Origin of the sequence: Bacillus yapensis (assembly GCF_005280205.1) — a bacterium.
Lineage (GTDB): Bacteria > Bacillota > Bacilli > Bacillales > Cytobacillaceae > Robertmurraya > Robertmurraya yapensis.
Genome location: NZ_SUND01000003.1, coordinates 259,871 through 281,445 on the forward strand (window position 1 = coordinate 259,871; position 21,575 = coordinate 281,445).

Below are 21,575 nucleotides of genomic sequence, written 5' to 3' on the forward strand. Positions count from 1 at the left end.
TCTTAGAGCTCCTTTCGCATCATGTTGTTAGGGTAAACCGGTTGGTTCACTTTAAACTTCACAATTTGGAGTGGGTGACGCGCTACATCTAGCTCATTACCCTTTTCGTCCCAAATTTTCTCAATTACTTGCGTAAAGTTTTCAATTTCAGGTCCAAAGAATTCAACCTCTTGACCTACTTTGAAGTGATTACGTTGTTGTAATGTGACCAATTGCGTATTTGGATCATAATCCAATACTAACCCCACAAAGTCAAAATTCGTCTTTTTGCTATGGTTTCCAAACATTTGCTCATTATACCCTGGAACACCTTCAAAAAATGCAGAAGCGGTCTCACGATTTGCACATTTATCAAGCTCTTCAAGCCATTCACGCTTAATCTTAAAGTTATCTGGGTCAGCACAGTAAGCATCAATTACTTTGCGATACACACTAACAACCGTAGCGATATAGTGGATAGACTTCATTCTTCCTTCAATTTTCAAACTGTCGATTCCGATTTCAATCATGCGTGGAATGGATTCAATTAATTTTAAGTCCTTTGGACTCATGGCAAAAGGAGCATCTTCTTCAGAGAATAAAGAAACTTCTTTTTCACCTTGTAAATCATAGAGGTCATAGTCCCAGCGACATGATTGACAGCATCCACCACGGTTCGAGTCACGAGCAGTCATGTGGTTACTTAAAGTACAACGACCAGAATAAGCGATACACATTGCTCCATGGATGAATGTTTCAATCTCAATATCGACTTTTTCCTTCATCAATTCAATTTCTTCAGCACTTGTTTCACGTGCAAGAACGACACGCTCTAGTCCTTCTTCTTTCCAAAATTGAACAGCTTTCCAGTTAGAAAGAGATTGCTGTGTACTTAAATGCACTTCAATTTCCGGTGCTAATCTGCGGCATGTTTCAATAATAAGAGGATCACCGACGATAATTCCCGCAATTCCAGCTTCTTTTAATCCTAAAATATAGTCTTCTAGTCCATCGATATTTTCATTATGAGCAAAAATATTCGTTGTTACATAGATTTTTGCCCCATATTTTTTCGCAAACTCTACGCCTTCTTTCATTTCTTCAAATGTAAAGTTACCAGCGTTTGAACGTAATCCATACTCTTGTCCACCAATAAAAACAGCATCTGCACCATAGTGAACAGCTATTTTTAATTTTTCAAGGTTACCCGCTGGCGCAAGTAACTCTGGTTTTTTCACAATGACACGTTTGCCATCAACGATTTTGGAAATTCGATCTTGCATCGTTGTTGCCATGAGTGAACCTCCTTATTTATATGATTCTTAAGCGCATGTCGGTTCTATTAAAGCCGACTACACTTTTCTTTGTCCAGTTCCGTCGGCTAGACCCTCGAGTCGCTTCAGGCCAGTGGTTGAAGTCAAAGTACAGACTTCATCCCCTGTCCTTCCAGCGCTTGTCGGGTCTAATCAAGCCGACTACACTTTTCGATTAATAGACAGTTTCTTTAAAGAAGAAGCCTGTGTCTAGTCGACGATTTGGTGGTTGAATTTTTTCGATTTCGGCTAAAAATTCATCTTTTTCGTCTTCGTATTGGTCCGGATCTTCAACACAAAGATCAATTGCTTTGCGGTAAAGCTTAGTCACAGTCTCAATGTATTCGGAACTCTTTAGAACTCCGTCAATTTTAAAAGAATCGATTCCCGCTTCGATAAACTCTTGTAGTTCATCGATCATGCAAATATCATTTGGACTCATAATATGAGTTCCATTAGCATCCTCGAAAATAGGGTATTTGTTTTCACGTTCTTTATCATGTAAAAACATGTTGCTGTTTTCTTTACGATTTTCGATTTCAAGCGCTTTTCCTTGATACTCGAAATAATTCCCTAATAGAGAACGCTTTGATTGGAACATCGCTGTCATTCCGTGTACTTGAATTTCAATTTCGACCTCAGCATGCTCTTTCATTTCAATGACTGCATCCATGCTAATCTCACGGGCTAGGATCGCGCGTTTAGCCCCTTTTCGTCCCCAATAATTACAATGGTACCAGTTCGTTCCCGTTGTTTCTGTACCCCAGTGCAGCTTTAATTCTGGTGCAACTTCCTTTGCCACCATCAACACGGCTGGATCACCGAAAATAACTGCATCAGCATTTGCCTCATCGACAAATTTCAAGTAATCATAAAGCTCTTCAATTTTTTCATTATGAAAAATTGCATTGACAGCCACATAAACTTTTTTCCCTTTTGAATGGGCAAGTTCGATCGCTTTTGCTACATCTTCTCGTGAAAATTCGCCCGCAAGTCTTAATCCATAACGTTCTTCTCCGATAACGAATGCATCGGCACCTGCTTCACATAAAGGAAGAATATCTTCAACTGATTTGGGCGTTACCAATAATTCAGGTTTTTTCAATCTAATCACCTCTTCTTACTAATCGCGACTCCATCTCCCACCGGTAAGATAACTGTATGGTAGTCTGGATGACTCATAAGCCATTCATTAAATTCGTTTATTTTCTTAACTAGACTGCGTATCCGTTTATTTTCAATGTTTGATTCGCAGACGAGTCCTTTAAATAACACATTATCTGTGATTATTATCCCATCATCTGAGAGATAGTTCGAATACATTTCAAAAAAACGTTTGTATTGCCCTTTTGCAGCATCGATAAAAATTGCATCATAAGGGGCCAATTGTTTTACGTGCTCCTCGACTTCAAGTGCATCACCTTTGATTAAATGAATGCTATCCGTTTTATTAGCTAATTGAAAATTTTCTTCAGCCTTTGTATAACGTTCTTCATCTCTCTCAATGGTCACAACCGTTGTATGAGGTAAAGCATCTGCCATTCTCAAGGCAGAATAGCCAATTGCTGTTCCAACCTCTAGAATCTTTTTCGGCTGCTGTATCCGTAAAATCTGCAGTAATGCTTCGATTCCCACCGACTCCATGATAGGAACATTATTTTCTACAGCATAGCTTTCAATACGTGAGAAAAGTTCAGACCTCTTTGGAATTAGCTGTTCAATATATTGTTGTATTTCACCGTTCATTTACTGCCCCACCTCAGGTCTTTTTGAGCATAAGCACTTTTAACATTAATTATCTATAGACATGAAAAAATAGCGTTCACACCGCAAGATTCATAGACGTAAGACAAACGAATCGAGCAAACATGTGGTACACGCTATCGACTGATGTATAAAACACTTTTACTATTTTAGCATAAAGCAAATAAATTCACAATGATTCAAAGCAGACTAAAATTGAAAAGAGGAGTGCCTAAAAGACACTCCTCAAAATGATCAATTATTAATGAATTAATTTATTAATTAATATGCTCAGCTTTTAATTGATTATGTTCTTCTAAAGTCTTGGAGAAGTAAACTTCACCAGATGGAGCTGCTAAGAAGTATAAATAATCTGTATCTGCCGGGTTTAAAGCTGCTTCAATCGATGACACACCAGCGTTGGCAATCGGTCCTGGCGTCAAGCCTGTGTTGATATAGGTGTTATAAGGATCATCAATTTCTAAATCCTCATACAACACTCTTTCTTTATGCTCGCCTTTTGCATATAAGACCGTCGGATCGGTTTGGAGAGGCATTCCTACATCTATTCGATTATAAAAGACGCTCGCAATTTGATCGCGCTCTATCTTCTCCGTCGCTTCCTCTTCAATTAATGAAGCCATCGTGAGTAGCTTATGTGGCGTATATTCTTTTTCCACCATAGCACCTGAGTATTCTTCAATCACTTCTTCTGTTTTGTCGAGCATGACTGAAACAATTTCTTCTAAAGTAGGATCCTCTTTATAGTACGGATAAGTAGCTGGGAAAAGATAGCCTTCAAGTGGATGCTTAATATTTTCCGCTAAGATTTCTTCCGTTAATAAATTCGGATACTTTTGCATCATTTTTTCAATAAACGCCTTATCGTTTAGTTGTTGGAGAACTTCTTCGCTATTAAGATTGGCTTTTTCAGCAATAATCGTAGCAATCTCTTTTAGTTGTTTTCCTTCAGGTAACGTAATTTTGAAGACGACTTCTTCCATGAGCTTACCGGTTTTTAGACTTTCGATAATTTCCGGGAAGGTCATCGCAGGCGTCAAGGCATATTCTCCTGCCATAAAACCTGATTCATTCTTAAATTTCACATAATATTTGAAGACTTTAGCATCTTTGATGATGCCATTCTCTTCTAGTATTTGGGAAATTCCCGTAACGGATGAACCTATTGGGATTTCGACTGTTTTTTCTTTTTTGCTAGATGGGTCGACTGGCTGAAGGGCGCCTTTTATATAAAAGTAACCGCCTGTAAGTGTGCCTGCCACAACTAGAAATAAAACGATGGATATGATTAATACTATTTTTCGTACTACTTTGGCTTCTTGTTGTTGTTCTATCATTTTTTCACGCATATAATCCTTTTTAGTTTTTGTTTCCTCCGATGCCATCAAGTTCCCCCCAATAAACAAACGTGGATGTTTTTCTACTTTTTTTGCTCATCTCGCATCATTATACTATATTTCCTTAAATTTCGCAGTTACTAGCCAAAAAATCAAAAAGTTCGATAAGAAAATGGCCAGGAGCTTGTTGATTTGCGCTCCAGACGTCGCTTTCCGCGGGCGGGCAGTGAGCCTCCTCATCGCTTTGCTCTTGCGGGGTCTCACCTTGCCACGCTTTTCCCGCAGGAGTCGACGCCTTCCGCTCCAATCAACTATATAATGGCTAGCACATTTTTTATAAATCAATTTTGCTTTTTTATCGAGAAGACCTTTCAGGATAATAGGTGTAGTATTAGCTAAAAGAAGTAGATTTTACAATTTTGAGAGCGACGAAGAAATGACTGGAGCTAATTGGAGCGGAAATCAACCTTTTAATACACAACAAAAAAGGTACCGAGAGCAAATTCTCGATACCTTTTGTCTTACCTATTCGTCTTCTTGTTCATCTAGGAATGTGTTTAGCATTTCCTCGATTAGATCCCATTCTTCCTCTGTTTCAATTGGTTGAAGGTCTCCGTCGTTGTTATCTTCAGAAGGAGTGAAAGCAGATGCATGGATTTCAGTTTCTTCATCATCTGAATCGTCTTCTCCGATTGGATAGTAAAGTACATAAGACTTTCCGAATTCCTCTGAATCGAAAGTAAAGAGAATTTCACAAAGCTGTTCGTTTCCGTCTTCATCAACTACTGTAATATGGTTATCACCGTGGTTCATTTTGTCACCTCATCATTTTTGACTATCTAAGTAACCTTGTAAAATCATGACTGCTGCCATTTTATCGATTACTTTCTTCCTTTTTTTACGACTCACATCTGCCTCAAGAAGGACTCTCTCGGCAGCCATCGTCGTTAAACGTTCGTCCCAATAAACAATCGGTAGGCCAAACAGCTTCTCCAATTCATTCCCGAAAAAGTAGCTTGCCTCTCCTCTTGGTCCGATCGTGCCATTCATATTTTTTGGCAAGCCAACAACGATTTTGCTTACCTCATACTCTTTAATAATTTTACCAATTTGCTCAAAACCAAACACATTTCTTTCTTCATTTATGCGAATTGTTTCTAAGCCCTGGGCTGTCCACCCTAATTCATCGCTAAGAGCAACGCCAACTGTTTTCGAGCCGACGTCTAGTCCCATGGTTCGCATATTCTTATGATCCCTCTCGCTGTTGTTTTAAATATGACTTCACCAATTCCTCGATGATTTCGTCTCGCTCAAGTTTGCGAATAATATTTCTCGCATCACGATGACGCGGTATATAGGCAGGATCACCAGAAAGTAGGTAACCAACAATTTGATTTATCGGGTTATAGCCTTTTTCTTGAAGAGCCTCATATACTTCTAAAAGAACTTCCTTGACGTCATGTTCAAACGGCTCTTCCGGAAAGCTAAATCTCATTGTCTTATCAAATGAGCTCATAATTTGCACCTCGCTTTTAAATTCAACGCGAATTAATATTTAAAGGCTTGTGAGAAAAGAGCCTTCTTGATGTTACCTACATTTTACACTACTTTGTCCTAATATCAAAAGGATTTAACATATTCCTCAACAAAAGCAAGAGCGTCATCCAATTTATTAGGATCCTTCCCGCCTGCTTGGGCCATATCTGGACGGCCACCACCGCCACCACCGCAGCGTGTTGCTACTTCTTTAATTAGCTTTCCAGCATGATAGCCTCTGTCGTTTAAATCCTTTGTTACAGCAGCAATAATATTCACTTTGTCCTCATGAACACTTCCAAGCACAAGTACAGCAGAACCAAGCTTTTGCTTTAAGTCATCTGCCATATTACGTAGATTGTTCATATCAACACCTTGAATTTTTGCTGAGAGAACAGTTACTCCATTGATTTCTTTCGCCTTATCAACAAGGCTTCCAGCTTCAATGTTACCCAATTTTGCAGCAAGAGATTCATTTTCTCTTTGTAATTGCTTGATTTCTCCAAGAAGGATATCAACTCTATTCGCAACTTCCTTAGGATTTGTTTTCAGCTTCTCACCAGCCGATTTTAAAACATTGATTTGTTCAATCATTTGCTGATAAGCACCTTCACCAGTTACCGCTTCAATACGGCGAGTTCCAGCTCCAATTCCACTCTCAGATACAATTTTGAATAAACCAATCACTGAAGAGTTCGGGACGTGACAGCCACCACATAACTCTAAGCTATAGTCACCAACTTGAACTACGCGAACAATATCTCCATACTTTTCACCGAAGAGTGCCATAGCTCCCATTGCCTTAGCCTCTTCAATTCCTTTGTACTCAATATTAACTGCTAAGCCACGCCAGATTTTTTCGTTCACAATCGCTTCGATTTGTTCGAGCTCATCCGCCTTAACTTGCCCAAAATGAGAGAAGTCAAAACGAAGTCGATCAGACTGAACTAATGAACCTGCCTGATTAACATGGTTTCCTAATACATCCTTTAATGCTTGATGTAAAAGGTGAGTTGCCGTATGGTTTTTAATAACCTTACTACGGTTTTGCTCATCGACCGTTGCCACCACCTGAGCATTTTCTGCCAATGTGCCTTCTTCCACGATGGCTCTATGGAGATTTTGTCCATTTGGAGCTTTTTGCACGTCTTTAATAGAAACCTTCAACCCAGCAGCTGTTAGCGTACCTTCGTCGGCAATTTGTCCGCCACTTTCTGCGTAAAAAGGAGTCTCATCAAGAATAATTTGCACTTCTTCTCCAGCTGAAGCTGAGTTAATGAGCTGTCCATCCTTCACAATAGCTACAACAGTCGAATTTGTTTGAAGCTGGTCGTAACCAACAAACTTACTTTCGACTTTAATTTCTCCTAAAACGCCACCTTGAACCTGCATAGAATCGACATCCTGACGAGCAGCTCTTGCACGTTCTCTTTGTGCTTCCATTTCTGCTTCGAAGCCGTCGTGATCAATCTTTAGGCCTTCTTCTTCAGCATACTCTTCCGTTAACTCTACAGGGAATCCATACGTATCGTATAGACGGAAGACATCTTTTCCTTGAATTGTGTCACTGCCAGCTTCCTTCTCTTTTTTCATGATAGCAGCTAGAATGTTCAAGCCTTCATGAAGTGTTTCATGGAAACGCTCTTCTTCGTTCTTCATGACTTTTTGAATGAAGTCTGTTTTGTTTTTCACTTCAGGATAGTAGTCAGCCATAATCTCACCAACGACTGGCACTAGTTCAAACATGAACGGACGATTAATATTAATTTGTTTAGCATAACGTACAGCACGACGAAGAAGGCGACGAAGAACATAGCCACGACCTTCATTTGATGGTAGCGCACCATCTCCAACAGCAAAAGCAACCGTACGAATATGGTCAGCAATAACTTTGAATGCTACATCGCTTTCTTTGCCTTCTCCATATTGAACGCCTGAGATTTCTTCCGTTGCACGAATAATCGGCATAAACAAATCCGTATCAAAGTTTGTTGGTACGTCTTGAACTACAGAGGCCATACGCTCAAGACCCATTCCAGTATCAATGTTTTTCTTTGGTAGCGGCGTATATGTTCCATCTGGATTATGGTTGAATTCAGAGAACACAAGGTTCCAAACCTCTAAGTATCGGTCATTTTCTCCACCAGGATATAGTTCCGGATCTGACAAGTCATTTCCATATTTTTCACCACGGTCATAGAAAATTTCTGTGTTTGGTCCACTTGGACCTTCCCCAATATCCCAGAAGTTTCCTTCTAAACGAATAATACGTTCTTCAGGAACACCGATTTTCTTGCTCCAATATTCAAATGCTTCTTCATCCTCTGGATGGATCGTTACAGATAAACGCTCTGGGTCAAAGCCAATCCATTTTTCAGAAGTTAAGAATTCCCACGCCCATTCAATCGCTTCTTCTTTAAAATAATCACCGATTGAAAAGTTTCCTAGCATCTCGAAAAATGTATGGTGTCGAGCTGTTTTTCCAACGTTCTCAATATCGTTTGTACGAATGGATTTCTGCGCATTCGTAATACGAGGATTGTCAGGAATCACACGTCCATCAAAATATTTTTTCAGAGTTGCTACACCAGAGTTAATCCAAAGCAAAGATGGATCATCATGTGGTACAAGTGGTGCACTTGGTTCAACAGAATGTCCTTTTTCCTTAAAGAAATCTAGATACATACGACGAATTTCAGCGCCAGTCAAGTTCTTCATCATTTTTCCTCCTAATTGTAATTTTTTGCAAATAAAAAAGCCCTCATCCATAACAGGGACGAGAACTATGCTCGCGGTACCACCCTGATTACGAATGAAAAGCCTCATTCATCTCTCAAATCCCATTAACGCTGGGAGTTACGGCAGGCTTTTACCTGCATTCTGGAATAGCTTTCTGTTACCCTTCATCTAGAATTTCTTTCAGCCTCGGAAATTCCTCTCTTCAGACGGTCTGCAACATACTCGTTCCTTCAACATGTTTACCTATTACATTTTCCTTATAGACGCAATTATAGCGATACAAAAAAGGATTTGTCAATCTTGTAAGCACAAATTAGTCTTCTGTCTTTATTTTTGCCTGGATAAAATGGTCTCTTGCATGAACAAGGCTGACTTTTATGATAGCAAGAATGGGCACAGCAACGATAAGCCCGACTACTCCTCCAAGCTCTCCACCTGCTAAAAGGGCCAACATAATCATTAATGGATGCATATGTAGGCTTTTTCCAACAATAAGCGGAGAAAGAATATTCCCCTCTGTAAATTGTAAAATTAGAACAATAATCGACGAGGTGATGACCATTTTAACTGACATCGTAGCGGCTATGATAATGATTGGTACTAAGGCAATGATCGCTCCAAAATAAGGAATAATATTTGTAATTCCCACGATCGAACCGAGGAGCAGTGGATACTTCATTTTTACAATCCAAAATAATAGAGCAGCTATCGATCCAAGTGTCACACCAACAAGAATTTGCCCTCTTATATAGCCACCTAACGATTCATCTACGTCGTGTAAAAATCGGATCCCGCTTTTCCGCCATTTTCTAGGGGTTAAATACCAAGCTGATTTTTTAATAAGATTGATATCCTTCAGCATATAAAACGTAATGAACGGAATAAGGGCAATAATTAAAATCGAGTTGACAATTGAAAGTAGTATAGCTAAAGCTTTTGACAATAAACGGTCAAGTGTCGTTTCTGCGGCAAGGATTCCCTGATCAATCATATCTTGGACGCCTTCTGGCCATTCAGAACTTTGCTGTTGAATTAATCTAATCCAGTTGCGATATTGATTGGCCAAAATAGGAGCATTCTCAGTTAAATCCCTTAACTGAATAATAAAGGCAGGTATTCCTTTGTATATGGCAAAGCCAAGCCCACCAAAGAACAAAAAGTAAATAATTGAAATGGCTAACCATCTCGGCAAAAAGCTTTCATGGAGCTTTTCGACTATCGGATGCAATAGATAGGTAATAAATGCTGAAATAAGAAAAGGAGAGAGAATAAGAACGATATTATGTGCAATAGGTAGCCAGATAGGTTTAAGTTTTAAAAAGATATAGATTACAAAAAAAAGCAGAAGGAGAAACCCAAGTCGATAAAACCATTTTAAGCGAATATCCAATGTTCCTACCTCCTTCCAACATAGTGTGGGAGGAATTGGGAAAAAATATGCTTTTTTAATACAAAAAGCTCCCCTTCAGAAGGGGAACTAGTTAAAATATCGCTTTTGCTTTTCTTTGGATTTTTTTCATACCCTGGCGAGACAATAGGTCATTTTTTTGCGCATATCTATACGCCACCATTCCTGCTCCAAATGCTATTGTCGAGACTATCGCCTTATTCACAAAATCACCTTTTTTCTACAGAATGTAGCGACGCTCATCTTCATCAAACAAATCATCTAAAGAACTTAAAGAGCCATCCTCTTCCACTTGGTGAGTGTTAATCATTCCATGAGAAACAGAAAGCTCAATAAAACAATTCCAGCAGTAATATTGATTAATCCCGATCTTACCGATATCTTTGCTATTACAGTTAGGACAATTAAACATTGGAAAAGACCCCTTACGACAATTTTTTCATGGTTGAATATTGACGATGATGGCATCTTTCCCAATCATAGGTGGTTCATCTGTTTTGACAACCCGTTTTCCTTCTGTAATATCAGCAAAGAAGCCATCGGAACATTCATACCCTACAATTGTTCCCAGCTCCTCCTGAAAATATACATCAGCAAGGATACCTAAGCTTTCCCCAGTACTTGATACTAACGGTTTTCCAACTAAACGTTCCTTCCCTTCAAAGAGCTGGTAGGTCTCCTTTAACGGTTGTAAAATCGTTGTTTCTTCGATCATAACTCCATCTGCTCCAAAAGAGGATACCTCTTCAAATGGGATTAGATATGATTTTTTGATGAGCGCGCCCTTTCGTAAGATTAATCCTTCTACTCTACCGTGTTCCGCTAAGCATAGGTCAAAAACAGTACCTAATTTTTCTCCAGTGCTAGTGACGAATACAGGCAATCCTTTTAATAATGATAATGTCCGCAAAGACCTCCCCACCTTTTTCGAACATTATTATTCTTTACTGGCAAGGGTAAAACATTAGGTGTAAGGTTTACCAAGTTACTTCTTCTTTCTTTGCTTGGCTATTATTTCGTTTCTTTCTCCTCCATCTGCTAGCTCCTCGGAAAATGCATGATTCTTTTTATTTAAGTTTAAATTTGGCGCTGCTTGTTGGTTTACTTTATTCATTTGAATCACCTCTGTTTATAAGGTTTGATTTTTTCTATGTCCCCATACGAAAAAAAGAATGCCAAAAGTGGCATTCAAATTATTTGCTATTCACTCTCCATAAAATCATAAGGAGTTACGTTTTCCATTCCAATTAGCGGGTCAATATCCATAATGGTGTCTTCATATAAAAGCGGAGCTTCGTCCGATGTTTCCTCTGCAGGTCCAGATTTCTGCTCACCCGTTTTTTCAATCGCTTCCCTCAGCTTATCCTGTAAAGTCGTGAGTCGACTTTGCTCGTCAGCTCTGGCAACAGCCATACGTAGTGCTTCTTCTTCCCCACATAAAATAAGGGACTGTTTACTTCTTGTAATCGCCGTGTAAATCAAGTTCCGGCGAAGCATTCGGTAATAGCTCTTAACCACCGGAAGGATAACAATCGGGAATTCACTTCCCTGGGATTTATGAACAGAGGTACAAAAAGCATGTGTAATTTGAGTTAAATCCCCACGTGTATAGGTCGCTTCAATTCCGTCAAAAGAGACAATGACCATGTCCTCTTTCTCAGTATTTTCTTTTGCATAGAAGATCGAAACAATCTCCCCAATATCGCCATTGAATATATGATTCTCTGGTTGATTGACAAGCTGAAGCACTTTATCCCCGATCCGATACTTCACTTCCCCAAACTTAAGCTCTTTACGAGAGCCATCATCATTTGCATTAAAGATTTGTTGCACAATTTCATTGAGCTTATCAATTCCAGCGGGACCTTTGTACATCGGCGCAAGCACTTGAATATCCTTTGATGTATAGCCCTTTTTCTTTGCATTTTCAGCTACCTTCTGAACAACTTCTCCGATTTGCGCTGGTCCACACCGAATAAAGGAGCGATCTCGTTGAGGCTTCAAAATATCGTCAGGTAGTTGCCCTTTTTTAATACTATGGGCAAGATCAATAATCGATGAGCCTTCCTCCTGCCGATAAATATCCGTTAACCTTACCGTTGGAATTCGTTCTGACTCAAGAAGATCCTTTAACACTTGGCCAGGACCTACGGAAGGAAGCTGGTCTTCATCTCCCACAAGAATCACCTGAATATGCTCTGGCACCGCCTTAAATAATTGATGTGCTAACCAAATATCGAGCATCGATGTTTCATCGACAATCAAGATTTTTCCTTCTAGTGGATCGTCTTCATTACGACTAAAACCTTCTACTCCATTCCATCCGAGCAAACGATGAATCGTTACAGCTGGTAGCCCTGTTGATTCGGTCATTCGCTTGGCAGCCCGACCTGTTGGTGCCGCTAACAGAAATGGGAATGGCTCTTCATTTTTATAATCCTTCGGATCTAATGAACAACCATGAAGTTCTGAATATAATTCAACAATCCCTTTTATAACCGTAGTTTTCCCGGTTCCTGGACCACCTGTCAAAATAAGCATTGGAGACATTAATGCAGTCTGAATCGCTTCCTTTTGGGAAGGAGCGTACTGCACCTTTAATCTTTCTTCCAGTTCACCAAGGGCTAACAGAAATTCCGACTCAGGAAATTGATCCTCGTATTCCTTTTGTTGAAGAACACGTTTTATATTCCTAACTAAACCTTTTTCTGAATAATAATAGGATGGCAAATAAATTCTTTTTTCTTCAATAATGATTTTCTTGTCTTCTGCAAGCTTCACAAGTTCATTCGAAATATCGGTAAACTCAATTTCATCACGCTTGTTATCTTCGAGCAGGGCTTTTACGCTAACCAGTAGTTCTTCCGCCGGGATATACACATGACCTGCTTGCTGACATTCATTTTCTAAGACGTACAAACAGCCTGCCTTAATACGGTCAGGGTGGTTTCCAGAAATCCCAATCTGAAATCCTAATTCATCTGCTCGACTGAAGCCGATACCCTCAACATCTTCAACAAGCTGATAAGGATTCGACTGAATGACATCAAGTGTTAGCTCCTTGTAGGCCTGATAAATTTTCATGGAAATTTGCGGACCAAAGCCATATTGATTAAGGGCAATCATTGCTTGCTCTAGACCCTGGTTCTCCATTAACGTATCATATAATTCCTTGGCTTTTTCAGAAGGGAGCTTTGGCACACTATCTAATAACGAAGGTTGAGTCAAAATTTTGGAAATCGCGTTTTCCCCTAACGTATCGACGATATTTTCGGCTGTTTTTTTTCCGATACCTTTGAATAATTCCCCAGATAAATAAGCAATGACACCTTGTTTTGTCTGTGGAAGCTCCTTACGAAAGTGCTCAGCTTGAAACTGTAGCCCAAACTTCGGATGATCCTTCATTTGCCCGTAAAAGATATACGTTTCTTCGTCATGAACCCTTGGGAAATATCCAGTAATGACCGCTTCTTTATCTTCATAATTTTCATTCGTGTCATCTACGCGTATTCGTAGTACCGTATACAGATTTTGCTCATTATGAAAAATCGTTACAAGGTGTCGACCCTTTATGTACTTGCTCTCCTCATTAAATAAATCGAGCTTTTCCTGCTCTGCCAAAGTCTTCTCCCCCTTTCTAGCTCTAAATTACATTTCACCTATTCGAGTGAACCTTTTTCCATTAGCTTTTTACCATAGCCTGCAAGCATATGATCTGGTTGTACCTCTAACGCCTTTTCAAACATCGCTAGAGCCGTTTCTCCATCCTCTTTATATCCATAAGCGACGCCTAGATTGTAGTATGCGTCTGCATGATTTTCGTCAATTTTTACACATTCATTGAATTGAACAATTGCTTCATCAATAAGCTCTAAGCCAGCTAAGCATAGACCATATTGAAAACGAGCTTCTGCATCTTCTTCATTGAGTTCGACACTGCGCTGTAAGTATGGCAACGCTAATTTTGGCTGCTCAAGCTGAGCCAAAGTTAATCCAAGCATAAAATAGTTATCGCTTGAATTTAAGCCCTTTTGCATCGCCATTTCAAACATATCTTTTGCTGCTTCTAATTTGTCATTTTCAAAATAAAGATTTCCTGCGCTATAGTATGCAGCAGCGGCATTTTCATCAAGCCCCATCGCTTTTTCAAAAAAGTCTAGAGCTTTTTCGTTTTCACCTACCGCAGCAAGAACATTCCCAAAATTAATATAGGAAACCGCATCCGTTGGATTTTCTTCAATCGCTTCCATGAAAATCTTCGCTGCTTCTTCCCATTTTCCTTCTTGCATATATTGAATACCTTGTTGATTTTTGTCCATGTTTTCACGCTCCATTGTAAAAAGTATAACACAAAAATTTCATATAAAAACCTCGACTCATATGATTGAATCGAGGCTTATGTTTATTTTTACCCTACATAAGTAAGGCGTTCTCCATCTTTGAAAATTTCATCAATGGTACCACCACCAAGGCACTCATCGCCATCGTAAAAGACAACTGCTTGACCTGGAGTAACGGCACGAATTGGTTCGTGGAACACGACCTTCGCCTTCCCATCCTCTAGAAGATGGACGGTCACTTTGTTATCCGGTTGGCGATATCTGAATTTAGCCGTACACTCGAACACCTGAGGCTTAGCTTTATTGGATACCCAGCCGATATCTGTCGCGATAATGGAATCGGAATAAAGCTTGTCATTATGGAAGCTTTGTCCTACAAAAAGAACATTTCGGTTCAAATCTTTTCCGATAACAAACCACGGCTCACCTTGTCCGCCAATTCCTAATCCATGACGTTGACCAATTGTATAGTACATGAGACCGTCGTGACTACCGACAACTTCCCCTTCAAGAGTTTCCATATTTCCTGGCTGTGCAGGTAAGTAATTACCTAAAAACTCTTTGAAATTGCGTTCACCAATAAAGCAAATTCCTGTACTATCTTTTTTCGTAGCAGTGGCTAAGCCCGCTTCTTTTGCGAGTTCTCTAACCTTAGATTTCTCAATATCACCAATCGGGAACATAACTTTTTCAAGCTGCTCCTGCGATAATTGATTTAAGAAATACGTTTGGTCTTTATTTTCATCAATCCCTCGAAGCATTTTTACTTCGCCATCACTTTCCGCTACTCTCGCGTAGTGTCCCGTTGCTAAATAATCTGCTCCTAAATTCATCGCATGCTCAAGGAATGCTTTAAATTTAATTTCTTTATTACACATAACATCTGGATTCGGAGTGCGTCCAGCTTTATATTCTTCAAGGAAATAAGTAAATACTTTATCCCAATATTGTTTTTCAAAATTCACAGCATAATAAGGAATGCCGATTTGGTTACATACACGAATCACATCTTCGTAGTCTTCGGTTGCTGTACATACACCAAATTCATCTGTATCATCCCAGTTTTTCATGAAAATCCCGATAACATCATAGCCTTGTTGCTTTAATAGTAATGCCGCTACGGATGAATCCACACCACCAGACATTCCGACAACAACGCGTGTATCTTTTGGATCCTTTTTCAATTTCCTTCACCCCACTTACTTACCTATTATTTCTCATCTTATCTATTTGTTAGTCGCTTCACAATTGTTGCTACTGTCTCTGCAACCTTGTGAACTTGCTCGACTGTATTATACAATCCGAAGCTAAAACGGATAGAATTACGCAATTTCTCGGATTTTTCACCGAACATCGCCACTAATACATGTGATGGATCAATGCTTCCCGCAGTACATGCAGAACCACTTGATGCGGCAATACCTGCCAAATCTAAATTTACCAGCATTGCTTCAACATCAGTACCAGGAAAGCTTAAGTTTAAAACATGTGGGAGTGAATTTTCAAGTGATCCGTTTATGGAAAAATCAATTTGTGATTTCTTCAACTCATTCACAAGAATTTCCTTGAATTCTCGATAAAGTTTAACCTTGTCTTCTCTCTCTACTTGAGCAATCTTAACTGCTTCCTGAAACCCAGCAATCGAAACAACACTTTCCGTACCAGCACGACGTTTTCGTTCTTGCTCCCCACCGAATAAAAGCGGAGCTAGCTTAACATCTTTTTTCACATATAAAAAACCGATTCCCTTTGGTCCATTGATCTTATGAGCAGAGACACTTAACAGGTCAACATTCAACTCTTTCACATCGATGCTCATTAATCCATATGCTTGTACAGCATCAGTATGGAATATAGCTTTATGCTCTTTTAACAACTCCCCAATTTCTCGGATCGGCTGCAAGCTTCCTACTTCATTATTTCCGTACATGATTGATACTAAAATTGTATCGTCACGCAAAGCCTTTTTTACATCTGAAACAGACACAAGGCCCTGTTCATCGACTGGTAAATACGTAACCTCAAAGCCTCTTTTTTCAAGCTGCTGGCATGTATGAAGGACAGCATGATGCTCAATGACAGTCGTAATGATATGCTTTCCGCTCTGTTTATTGGCTTCTGCCACGCCCGTTAGAGCATAATTATCCGCCTCTGTTCCCCCGCTTGTAATAATAATTTCGTTAGGAAAAGCACCAATACTCTTTGCCAACTGTGCTCTTGCCTCATCGACTAAATGCCTAGCTTCCCGACCAAAAGCGTGGATGCTCGAAGGATTCCCAAATTGCTCGGTCATTACCTTCGTCATTGTCTCAATTACCTTTGGATGCATAGGGGCTGTCGCCGCATGATCTACATATATCCGTTCCAAATCTTCCACCTACTAACTTTCCATTTAAACTTACTATTTCCAATGATTTTAACGAACTTACTTATCGGTTACAAAAAATAAGGCCTCTTTAAATAGAGAGCCATAGAGATAAAACAATTATATAAATCAACACTCCAGGTTGATTGAAAACGTTTGTCTTTCGAGGAGCAAAGCCTTGGGAGGAGCGGAGTTACCATAGTAGGTAATGAGCACCGGACAAGGCGAAGCGACGAAGAAAGCGAGCGTTTGTCAACAGCCTGGATTAGATGTAAAACATATATGCATCAGACTCGCCACGGTCCGTATGATTTGCTAAATCCTCAAGAGTTGTATTCTCTAAAACATCCTTTACTGCATCACGAATTCGAATCCACAGCTCTCTTTTGGCTGGTTCTTCGTCTTCAATTCCTTCAACTGGAGTTATCGGTCCTTCCAGAACGCGAATGATATCTCCTGAAGTAATTTGTGCAGGTTCATTAGCCAATACATAGCCTCCGTACGCACCACGTATACTTTTTACAAGTCCCGCATTTCTTAATGGGGCAATAAGCTGCTCTAAATAATGCTCAGAAAGATCATTTGCCTGTGCAATTGCTTTTAAAGAGACAGGTCCTTCTCCATGCTTTTTCGCTAGTTCAATCATGATCGTTAGACCGTAACGGCCCTTCGTAGAAATTTTCATAAACTCGCACCTCGTTTAGAATCATTTTGTGATTGATCATATATGATCTGTTTAGTTTTTAATCTATTCAACCAACGATCAGTGAATCGTTGACATTGTGGTAAACAAATTCCCGCCAGCGGGCCAATCATTAAACAAATAAATATCGTTCCCCAGAAAACCGGTCCTCCTAGCTGCCATCCGACAAATAAGACAAGAACCTCCATAACAGCTCTTACATTTCGAACCTTCCAGCCTGTTTTTGCTGTTAAGGCAATCATTAAGCTGTCCCTTGGGCCCGCTCCAAATTGAGCCGATATGTAAAGTCCCATTCCATAAGCATTAAGAAGAATTCCTGCGACAAACATAGTGACTCTTCCTATTAATCCTTCAGGAGTTTCAAGAAACGGAATAAGTAAATACATATCAATGAAGATACCAACTAAAATCATATTGAGAAATGCGCCGATTTGCGGAAACTCTCTCGAGATAAGGGATGCCACAGTTAAAATCCCAACTCCTACAATGATCGACCAACTACCAATTGTGAGTCCAAACTGATAAAACAGTCCAACATGGAAGACATCCCATGGTGTTGCCCCTAAATCAGCTTGAATTAACAAAACTAAGCCTAGTGCCATGACCAACAATCCTAAAAGATAAATGACAAACCTTGGCCCCACTTGACCTTTTTTTCGAATACTCATTGGTGATATCCCCATTCTTTTACCTAGGGCTCATTTCTTATACTTATAAAAATGAAATCCCTCTATCGATATAAATATTATCAAAATCCTGATTAATTTGATAGGCTTTTGCCATTATAGCATAACATGAAGGTGTAAGTTAATGTAGAAGTCTGTCTTCATTTTGTTTCAAATGCAAATTTAGTCGTCTCATGTTATGGTAAAAGAAAACTAATGTGAAAAATGGAGAGATCAAGATGAGTATGAAACCTCTTGCCTTTCGAATGAGACCACGAACAATCGATGAAATAATTGGGCAGCAGCATCTTGTCGGTGAAGGTAAAATCATTCATCGAATGGTAAAAGCAAAGCAACTGTCCTCGATGATATTGTACGGACCACCTGGAATTGGGAAAACCTCCATCGCTAGTGCCATCGCAGGCAGTACAAAGTTTGCTTTTAGAATGCTGAATGCCGTAACTAACAATAAAAAAGACATGGAAATTGTCGCCGCAGAAGCTAAGATGTCAGGCAAAGTCATCCTACTCCTTGATGAGGTCCATCGCCTCGATAAAGGAAAACAGGATTTCCTTCTCCCACACTTAGAAAATGGCTCAATCGTTTTAATAGGAGCAACGACGAGCAACCCATATCATGCGATTAATCCAGCCATTCGTAGTCGCTGTCAAATTTTTGAACTCAAACCATTGGAGATAGAAGAAATTGTCCAAGCATTGAAGCGAGCAATCGAAGATGAAGAAAGAGGATTAGGTGATTACAAGATTGAGATCTCAGAGGACGCTTTAAGTCATCTTGCAACTTCCTCGAACGGTGACGTGAGAAGCGCTCTTAATGCGTTAGAACTCGCTGTTGTTTCGACTGAAAAAGATGAAGATGGAATTACTTGTATCGACCTCGCAACAGCTGAGGAATGTATGCAAAAGAAAAGCTTTACCCATGACAAAGATGGAGACGGACACTACGATGTTCTCTCAGCCTTTCAAAAATCGATTAGAGGTAGCGATGTCAATGCTGCCCTCCATTATTTAGGTCGATTAATTGAAGCAGGAGATTTACAGAGTATTAGTAGAAGAATGCTCGTAATCGCCTATGAGGATATCGGTCTAGCAAGTCCACAAGCCGGGGCAAGAACCTTAGCTGCAATAGAAACCGCCGAACGAGTTGGGTTCCCTGAGGCTAGAATACCTCTAGCAAATGCCGTCATCGAACTATGCTTGTCACCGAAATCGAACTCTGCCATTATGGCGATTGATCAGGCAATCTCTGACATTCGTAAAGGAATAAGCGGCGAGGTACCAGATCATTTAAAGGATGCCCATTATAAAGGCGCGAGCGAGCTAGGAAGAGGCATAGATTATTTATATCCACATGACTATGAAAATGGTTGGGTGCAGCAACAATACCTTCCTGACCGGATTAAAAATAAAAAATATTACGCACCAAAGACAACTGGAAAGTTTGAGCAAGCTTTGGCTAGTGTGTATGAGAAGCTTTCAAAAAAATAAACAAGAAAAACCGCACGGATGCGGTTTTTCTTGTTTTATTAAGCCGCCACATCCCTTTTCTTGAACACAAAATGTGCTAAGAACTGGAAGATTGCAAAATAGACGACGAGCATGATAATGGAAAACGTCAATGTCATTCCTTCTACAAGAGGTTGCCCTTCAAAATACTGAGTTAGGTCAGTATTAGCAAACAGAATATATTTAGCCCAATCAAATTTCATTGCAACAAGCATTGTAATTTGTGAGCCAGTAAACATCAAGAATAGAGATATTCCAATGGCAAGGGAACTGTTGCGGAAAACAGCCGATATCATGAAAGCCATTGTCGCTAGCATGATCATGCTAATCGATTGCAAACCATAAGTGATAACAAGATGGACAAACATACTTTGCTCTTTTACCGTTCCTTGATGATAATTCAAATATGGATTCGATGTATCTGGCGCTCCGAATAGGGCTAAGCCTAATAGAGACGAATAAGCAAAGGTTACAGCTAATAGAATCAGAGCAAATATTAGTATAGTTGCATATTTGCTAACTAGAATTTTCCCTCTATTAATTGGTCTAATTAATAGAAGCTTAATCGTTCCCCAATTAAACTCACTCGCAACAATTCCAGCAGCAATAATGATCGTAAACATACCAGCAAATTCAATAATAGGAAGCAGATCTGTTACAAACTCCCAAACAGAATAGTCTACATTTGGAGAGAGATTGTGCTCAATACGGTATTCATTAACAGCGATTTGTTCTTTATAATAGGTTAATTCTGCAGCAGGAACTTGCCCTTCCAATTCGTCCATCTGTTTCTTGAGGTCCGCATTTTCCATCTGTAGCCCTTGCTTCCACTCAGTATTATCTGGGACTGTGCCCCCACTTGATTGAAATTTGATAAAAGCACCTGCTACCGTTGTTATCAAAATGAGTAAGCCAATCATGACAAAGGTTCCAGGTCGCTTAAATATCTTTAAAAGTTCATTTTGAATTAACTTAAACATGTAAAACACCTTCTTTTTCCGTAGTGACCTCTAAGAATCGATCTTCTAGCGATTTCGTAATCTCGTGGATTCCATAGATTAGAATATCTTCGTTAACAAGACTTTTTACCACAAGTGGGACGTCTTCCTTCTGGATAGTCGCTGCTAAGCCAGAAGATGTCAATTCGAAGCTGATATGTGGATATGTAGGTTTTAGAATTTCGATTGCTTTCTCTCCTGAACTAATTTCAAATTCAAAAACCTTCTCTACGCCATTGACAAAATCATGTACAAGCTGAACATCTACTAGCTTCCCTTGTTGAATAATTCCGATCCGATCACACATCATTTCCATTTCAGCTAAAAGGTGACTCGAGACAATGACAGCCATATTTCGTTCTCTTGCTAACATACGAATATGATCCCTAATTTCACGAATACCGGCAGGGTCTAAACCATTTGTTGGTTCATCTAATATCAAAATATCAGGGTCGTGAAGAAGACATTGTGCCAGTCCAAGACGCTGTCTCATCCCAAGTGAATATGTTTTTACCTTATCCTTGATTCGATCGGTCAAACCGACTAGTTCTACAACTTCGGCAATTTTCTTCTTATCAACACCGGAAGACATTCTAGCAAAATGAACAAGGTTATCGTAACCACTCAAGAATTTATACATTTCTGGATTCTCTACGATTGCGCCAATATGCTTTACTGCCTTTTCAAAATCAGTTTTAATGCTGTTTCCAGCTATTTTGATATCACCGTCCGTAATTCCCATGAGCCCTACTATCATTCGAATCGTTGTTGTTTTTCCGGCTCCGTTTGGGCCAAGAAAACCAAATACTTCTCCCCGATGTACGTCAAAACTAATTTGATCAATAATCGTTTTCCCTTTGATTTTTTTTGTCACATTTTGAATTTCTACTACTGCACTCATC

The 21,575-nt window shown here is 39.6% G+C and carries 22 protein-coding genes and 1 other annotated feature; of the genes, 1 reads left to right on the top strand and 21 read right to left on the bottom strand.

Translation table 11 applies throughout. The annotated features are described in order from the left end of the window. Window positions 1-2: 2 nt before the first annotated feature. From FAR12_RS05670 to FAR12_RS05755, 19 genes are all read right to left on the bottom strand, one after another. Window positions 3-1,274, bottom strand: a complete 1,272-nt coding sequence (locus FAR12_RS05670; protein ID WP_126407225.1) for a peptidase U32 family protein — start codon at window positions 1,272-1,274, stop codon at window positions 3-5. A gap of 193 nt (window positions 1,275-1,467) precedes the next feature. Next, window positions 1,468-2,397, bottom strand: a complete 930-nt coding sequence (locus FAR12_RS05675) for a peptidase U32 family protein (protein ID WP_126407227.1) — start codon at window positions 2,395-2,397, stop codon at window positions 1,468-1,470. A 5-nt stretch (window positions 2,398-2,402) separates the two neighbouring features. Next, window positions 2,403-3,038, bottom strand: coding sequence for an O-methyltransferase (locus FAR12_RS05680; RefSeq protein WP_126407229.1), 636 nt, complete (start codon window positions 3,036-3,038; stop codon window positions 2,403-2,405). A 275-nt stretch (window positions 3,039-3,313) separates the two neighbouring features. Next, on the bottom strand, window positions 3,314-4,441 hold the full coding sequence (mltG, locus tag FAR12_RS05685; protein WP_126407231.1) for an endolytic transglycosylase MltG: 1,128 nt from the start codon (window positions 4,439-4,441) through the stop codon (window positions 3,314-3,316). Between the two features lie 477 nt (window positions 4,442-4,918). Then, on the bottom strand, window positions 4,919-5,206 hold the full coding sequence (locus tag FAR12_RS05690; protein ID WP_126407233.1) for a DUF1292 domain-containing protein: 288 nt from the start codon (window positions 5,204-5,206) through the stop codon (window positions 4,919-4,921). Between the two features lie 12 nt (window positions 5,207-5,218). Further along, entirely contained in the window at window positions 5,219-5,635 is a 417-nt protein-coding gene (gene ruvX / locus FAR12_RS05695; protein ID WP_126407235.1) for a Holliday junction resolvase RuvX, read from the bottom strand. 4 nt (window positions 5,636-5,639) lie between these two features. Then, window positions 5,640-5,909 (bottom strand): IreB family regulatory phosphoprotein, encoded by a 270-nt coding sequence (locus FAR12_RS05700; RefSeq protein ID WP_126407236.1) that lies wholly within the window; start codon window positions 5,907-5,909, stop codon window positions 5,640-5,642. 104 nt (window positions 5,910-6,013) lie between these two features. Continuing rightward, on the bottom strand, window positions 6,014-8,647 hold the full coding sequence (gene alaS, locus FAR12_RS05705; RefSeq protein WP_126407238.1) for an alanine--tRNA ligase: 2,634 nt from the start codon (window positions 8,645-8,647) through the stop codon (window positions 6,014-6,016). A 51-nt stretch (window positions 8,648-8,698) separates the two neighbouring features. Beyond that, window positions 8,699-8,911 (bottom strand) — a binding site (T-box leader). 70 nt (window positions 8,912-8,981) lie between these two features. Further along, window positions 8,982-10,058: an AI-2E family transporter gene (locus FAR12_RS05710; protein WP_126407240.1), complete on the bottom strand. Its 1,077-nt coding sequence runs from the start codon at window positions 10,056-10,058 to the stop codon at window positions 8,982-8,984. 91 nt (window positions 10,059-10,149) lie between these two features. Next, the gene (locus FAR12_RS05715) at window positions 10,150-10,281 is read right to left on the bottom strand and encodes a YrzQ family protein (RefSeq protein WP_126407242.1); all 132 of its coding nucleotides are present in this window, start codon (window positions 10,279-10,281) and stop codon (window positions 10,150-10,152) included. A gap of 15 nt (window positions 10,282-10,296) precedes the next feature. Continuing rightward, window positions 10,297-10,488, bottom strand: a complete 192-nt coding sequence (locus FAR12_RS05720) for a hypothetical protein (RefSeq protein WP_126407244.1) — start codon at window positions 10,486-10,488, stop codon at window positions 10,297-10,299. A 27-nt stretch (window positions 10,489-10,515) separates the two neighbouring features. Continuing rightward, a complete protein-coding gene (locus tag FAR12_RS05725) occupies window positions 10,516-10,986 on the bottom strand; it encodes a PRC-barrel domain-containing protein (RefSeq protein WP_126407246.1) in 471 nt (156 codons plus the stop codon). 75 nt (window positions 10,987-11,061) lie between these two features. After that, a complete protein-coding gene (locus tag FAR12_RS23930) occupies window positions 11,062-11,190 on the bottom strand; it encodes a hypothetical protein (protein ID WP_281275635.1) in 129 nt (42 codons plus the stop codon). An 86-nt stretch (window positions 11,191-11,276) separates the two neighbouring features. Beyond that, entirely contained in the window at window positions 11,277-13,697 is a 2,421-nt protein-coding gene (gene recD2, locus FAR12_RS05730; protein WP_126407248.1) for an SF1B family DNA helicase RecD2, read from the bottom strand. A 38-nt stretch (window positions 13,698-13,735) separates the two neighbouring features. After that, on the bottom strand, window positions 13,736-14,395 hold the full coding sequence (locus FAR12_RS05735) for a tetratricopeptide repeat protein (RefSeq protein WP_126407250.1): 660 nt from the start codon (window positions 14,393-14,395) through the stop codon (window positions 13,736-13,738). Window positions 14,396-14,484: 89 nt separating this feature from the next. Continuing rightward, window positions 14,485-15,600, bottom strand: a complete 1,116-nt coding sequence (gene mnmA, locus FAR12_RS05740; protein ID WP_126407252.1) for a tRNA 2-thiouridine(34) synthase MnmA — start codon at window positions 15,598-15,600, stop codon at window positions 14,485-14,487. Between the two features lie 38 nt (window positions 15,601-15,638). Further along, window positions 15,639-16,784: a cysteine desulfurase family protein gene (locus tag FAR12_RS05745; protein WP_126407254.1), complete on the bottom strand. Its 1,146-nt coding sequence runs from the start codon at window positions 16,782-16,784 to the stop codon at window positions 15,639-15,641. A 262-nt stretch (window positions 16,785-17,046) separates the two neighbouring features. Continuing rightward, window positions 17,047-17,466, bottom strand: a complete 420-nt coding sequence (gene cymR / locus FAR12_RS05750; RefSeq protein WP_126407256.1) for a cysteine metabolism transcriptional regulator CymR — start codon at window positions 17,464-17,466, stop codon at window positions 17,047-17,049. Next, window positions 17,463-18,152, bottom strand: a complete 690-nt coding sequence (locus FAR12_RS05755; RefSeq protein WP_126407258.1) for a YczE/YyaS/YitT family protein — start codon at window positions 18,150-18,152, stop codon at window positions 17,463-17,465. The genes cymR and FAR12_RS05755 overlap by 4 nt, the downstream gene beginning before the upstream one ends. A 242-nt stretch (window positions 18,153-18,394) precedes the next feature. Here FAR12_RS05755 and FAR12_RS05760 point away from each other — a divergent pair, with 242 nt between their 5' ends. Further along, window positions 18,395-19,657 carry a replication-associated recombination protein A gene (locus FAR12_RS05760; protein WP_170972117.1) on the top strand — a complete coding sequence of 421 codons (1,263 nt, stop codon included), beginning with the start codon at window positions 18,395-18,397 and terminating at the stop codon, window positions 19,655-19,657. A gap of 38 nt (window positions 19,658-19,695) precedes the next feature. On the opposite strand, the gene FAR12_RS05765 is transcribed toward FAR12_RS05760, so the two are convergent. After that, a complete protein-coding gene (locus FAR12_RS05765) occupies window positions 19,696-20,655 on the bottom strand; it encodes an ABC transporter permease (RefSeq protein ID WP_126407262.1) in 960 nt (319 codons plus the stop codon). Beyond that, complete coding sequence (locus FAR12_RS05770) at window positions 20,648-21,574, bottom strand: ABC transporter ATP-binding protein (protein ID WP_126407264.1); 927 nt, start codon at window positions 21,572-21,574, stop codon at window positions 20,648-20,650. The genes FAR12_RS05765 and FAR12_RS05770 overlap by 8 nt, the downstream gene beginning before the upstream one ends. Between the last annotated feature and the right edge of the window lies 1 nt (window position 21,575).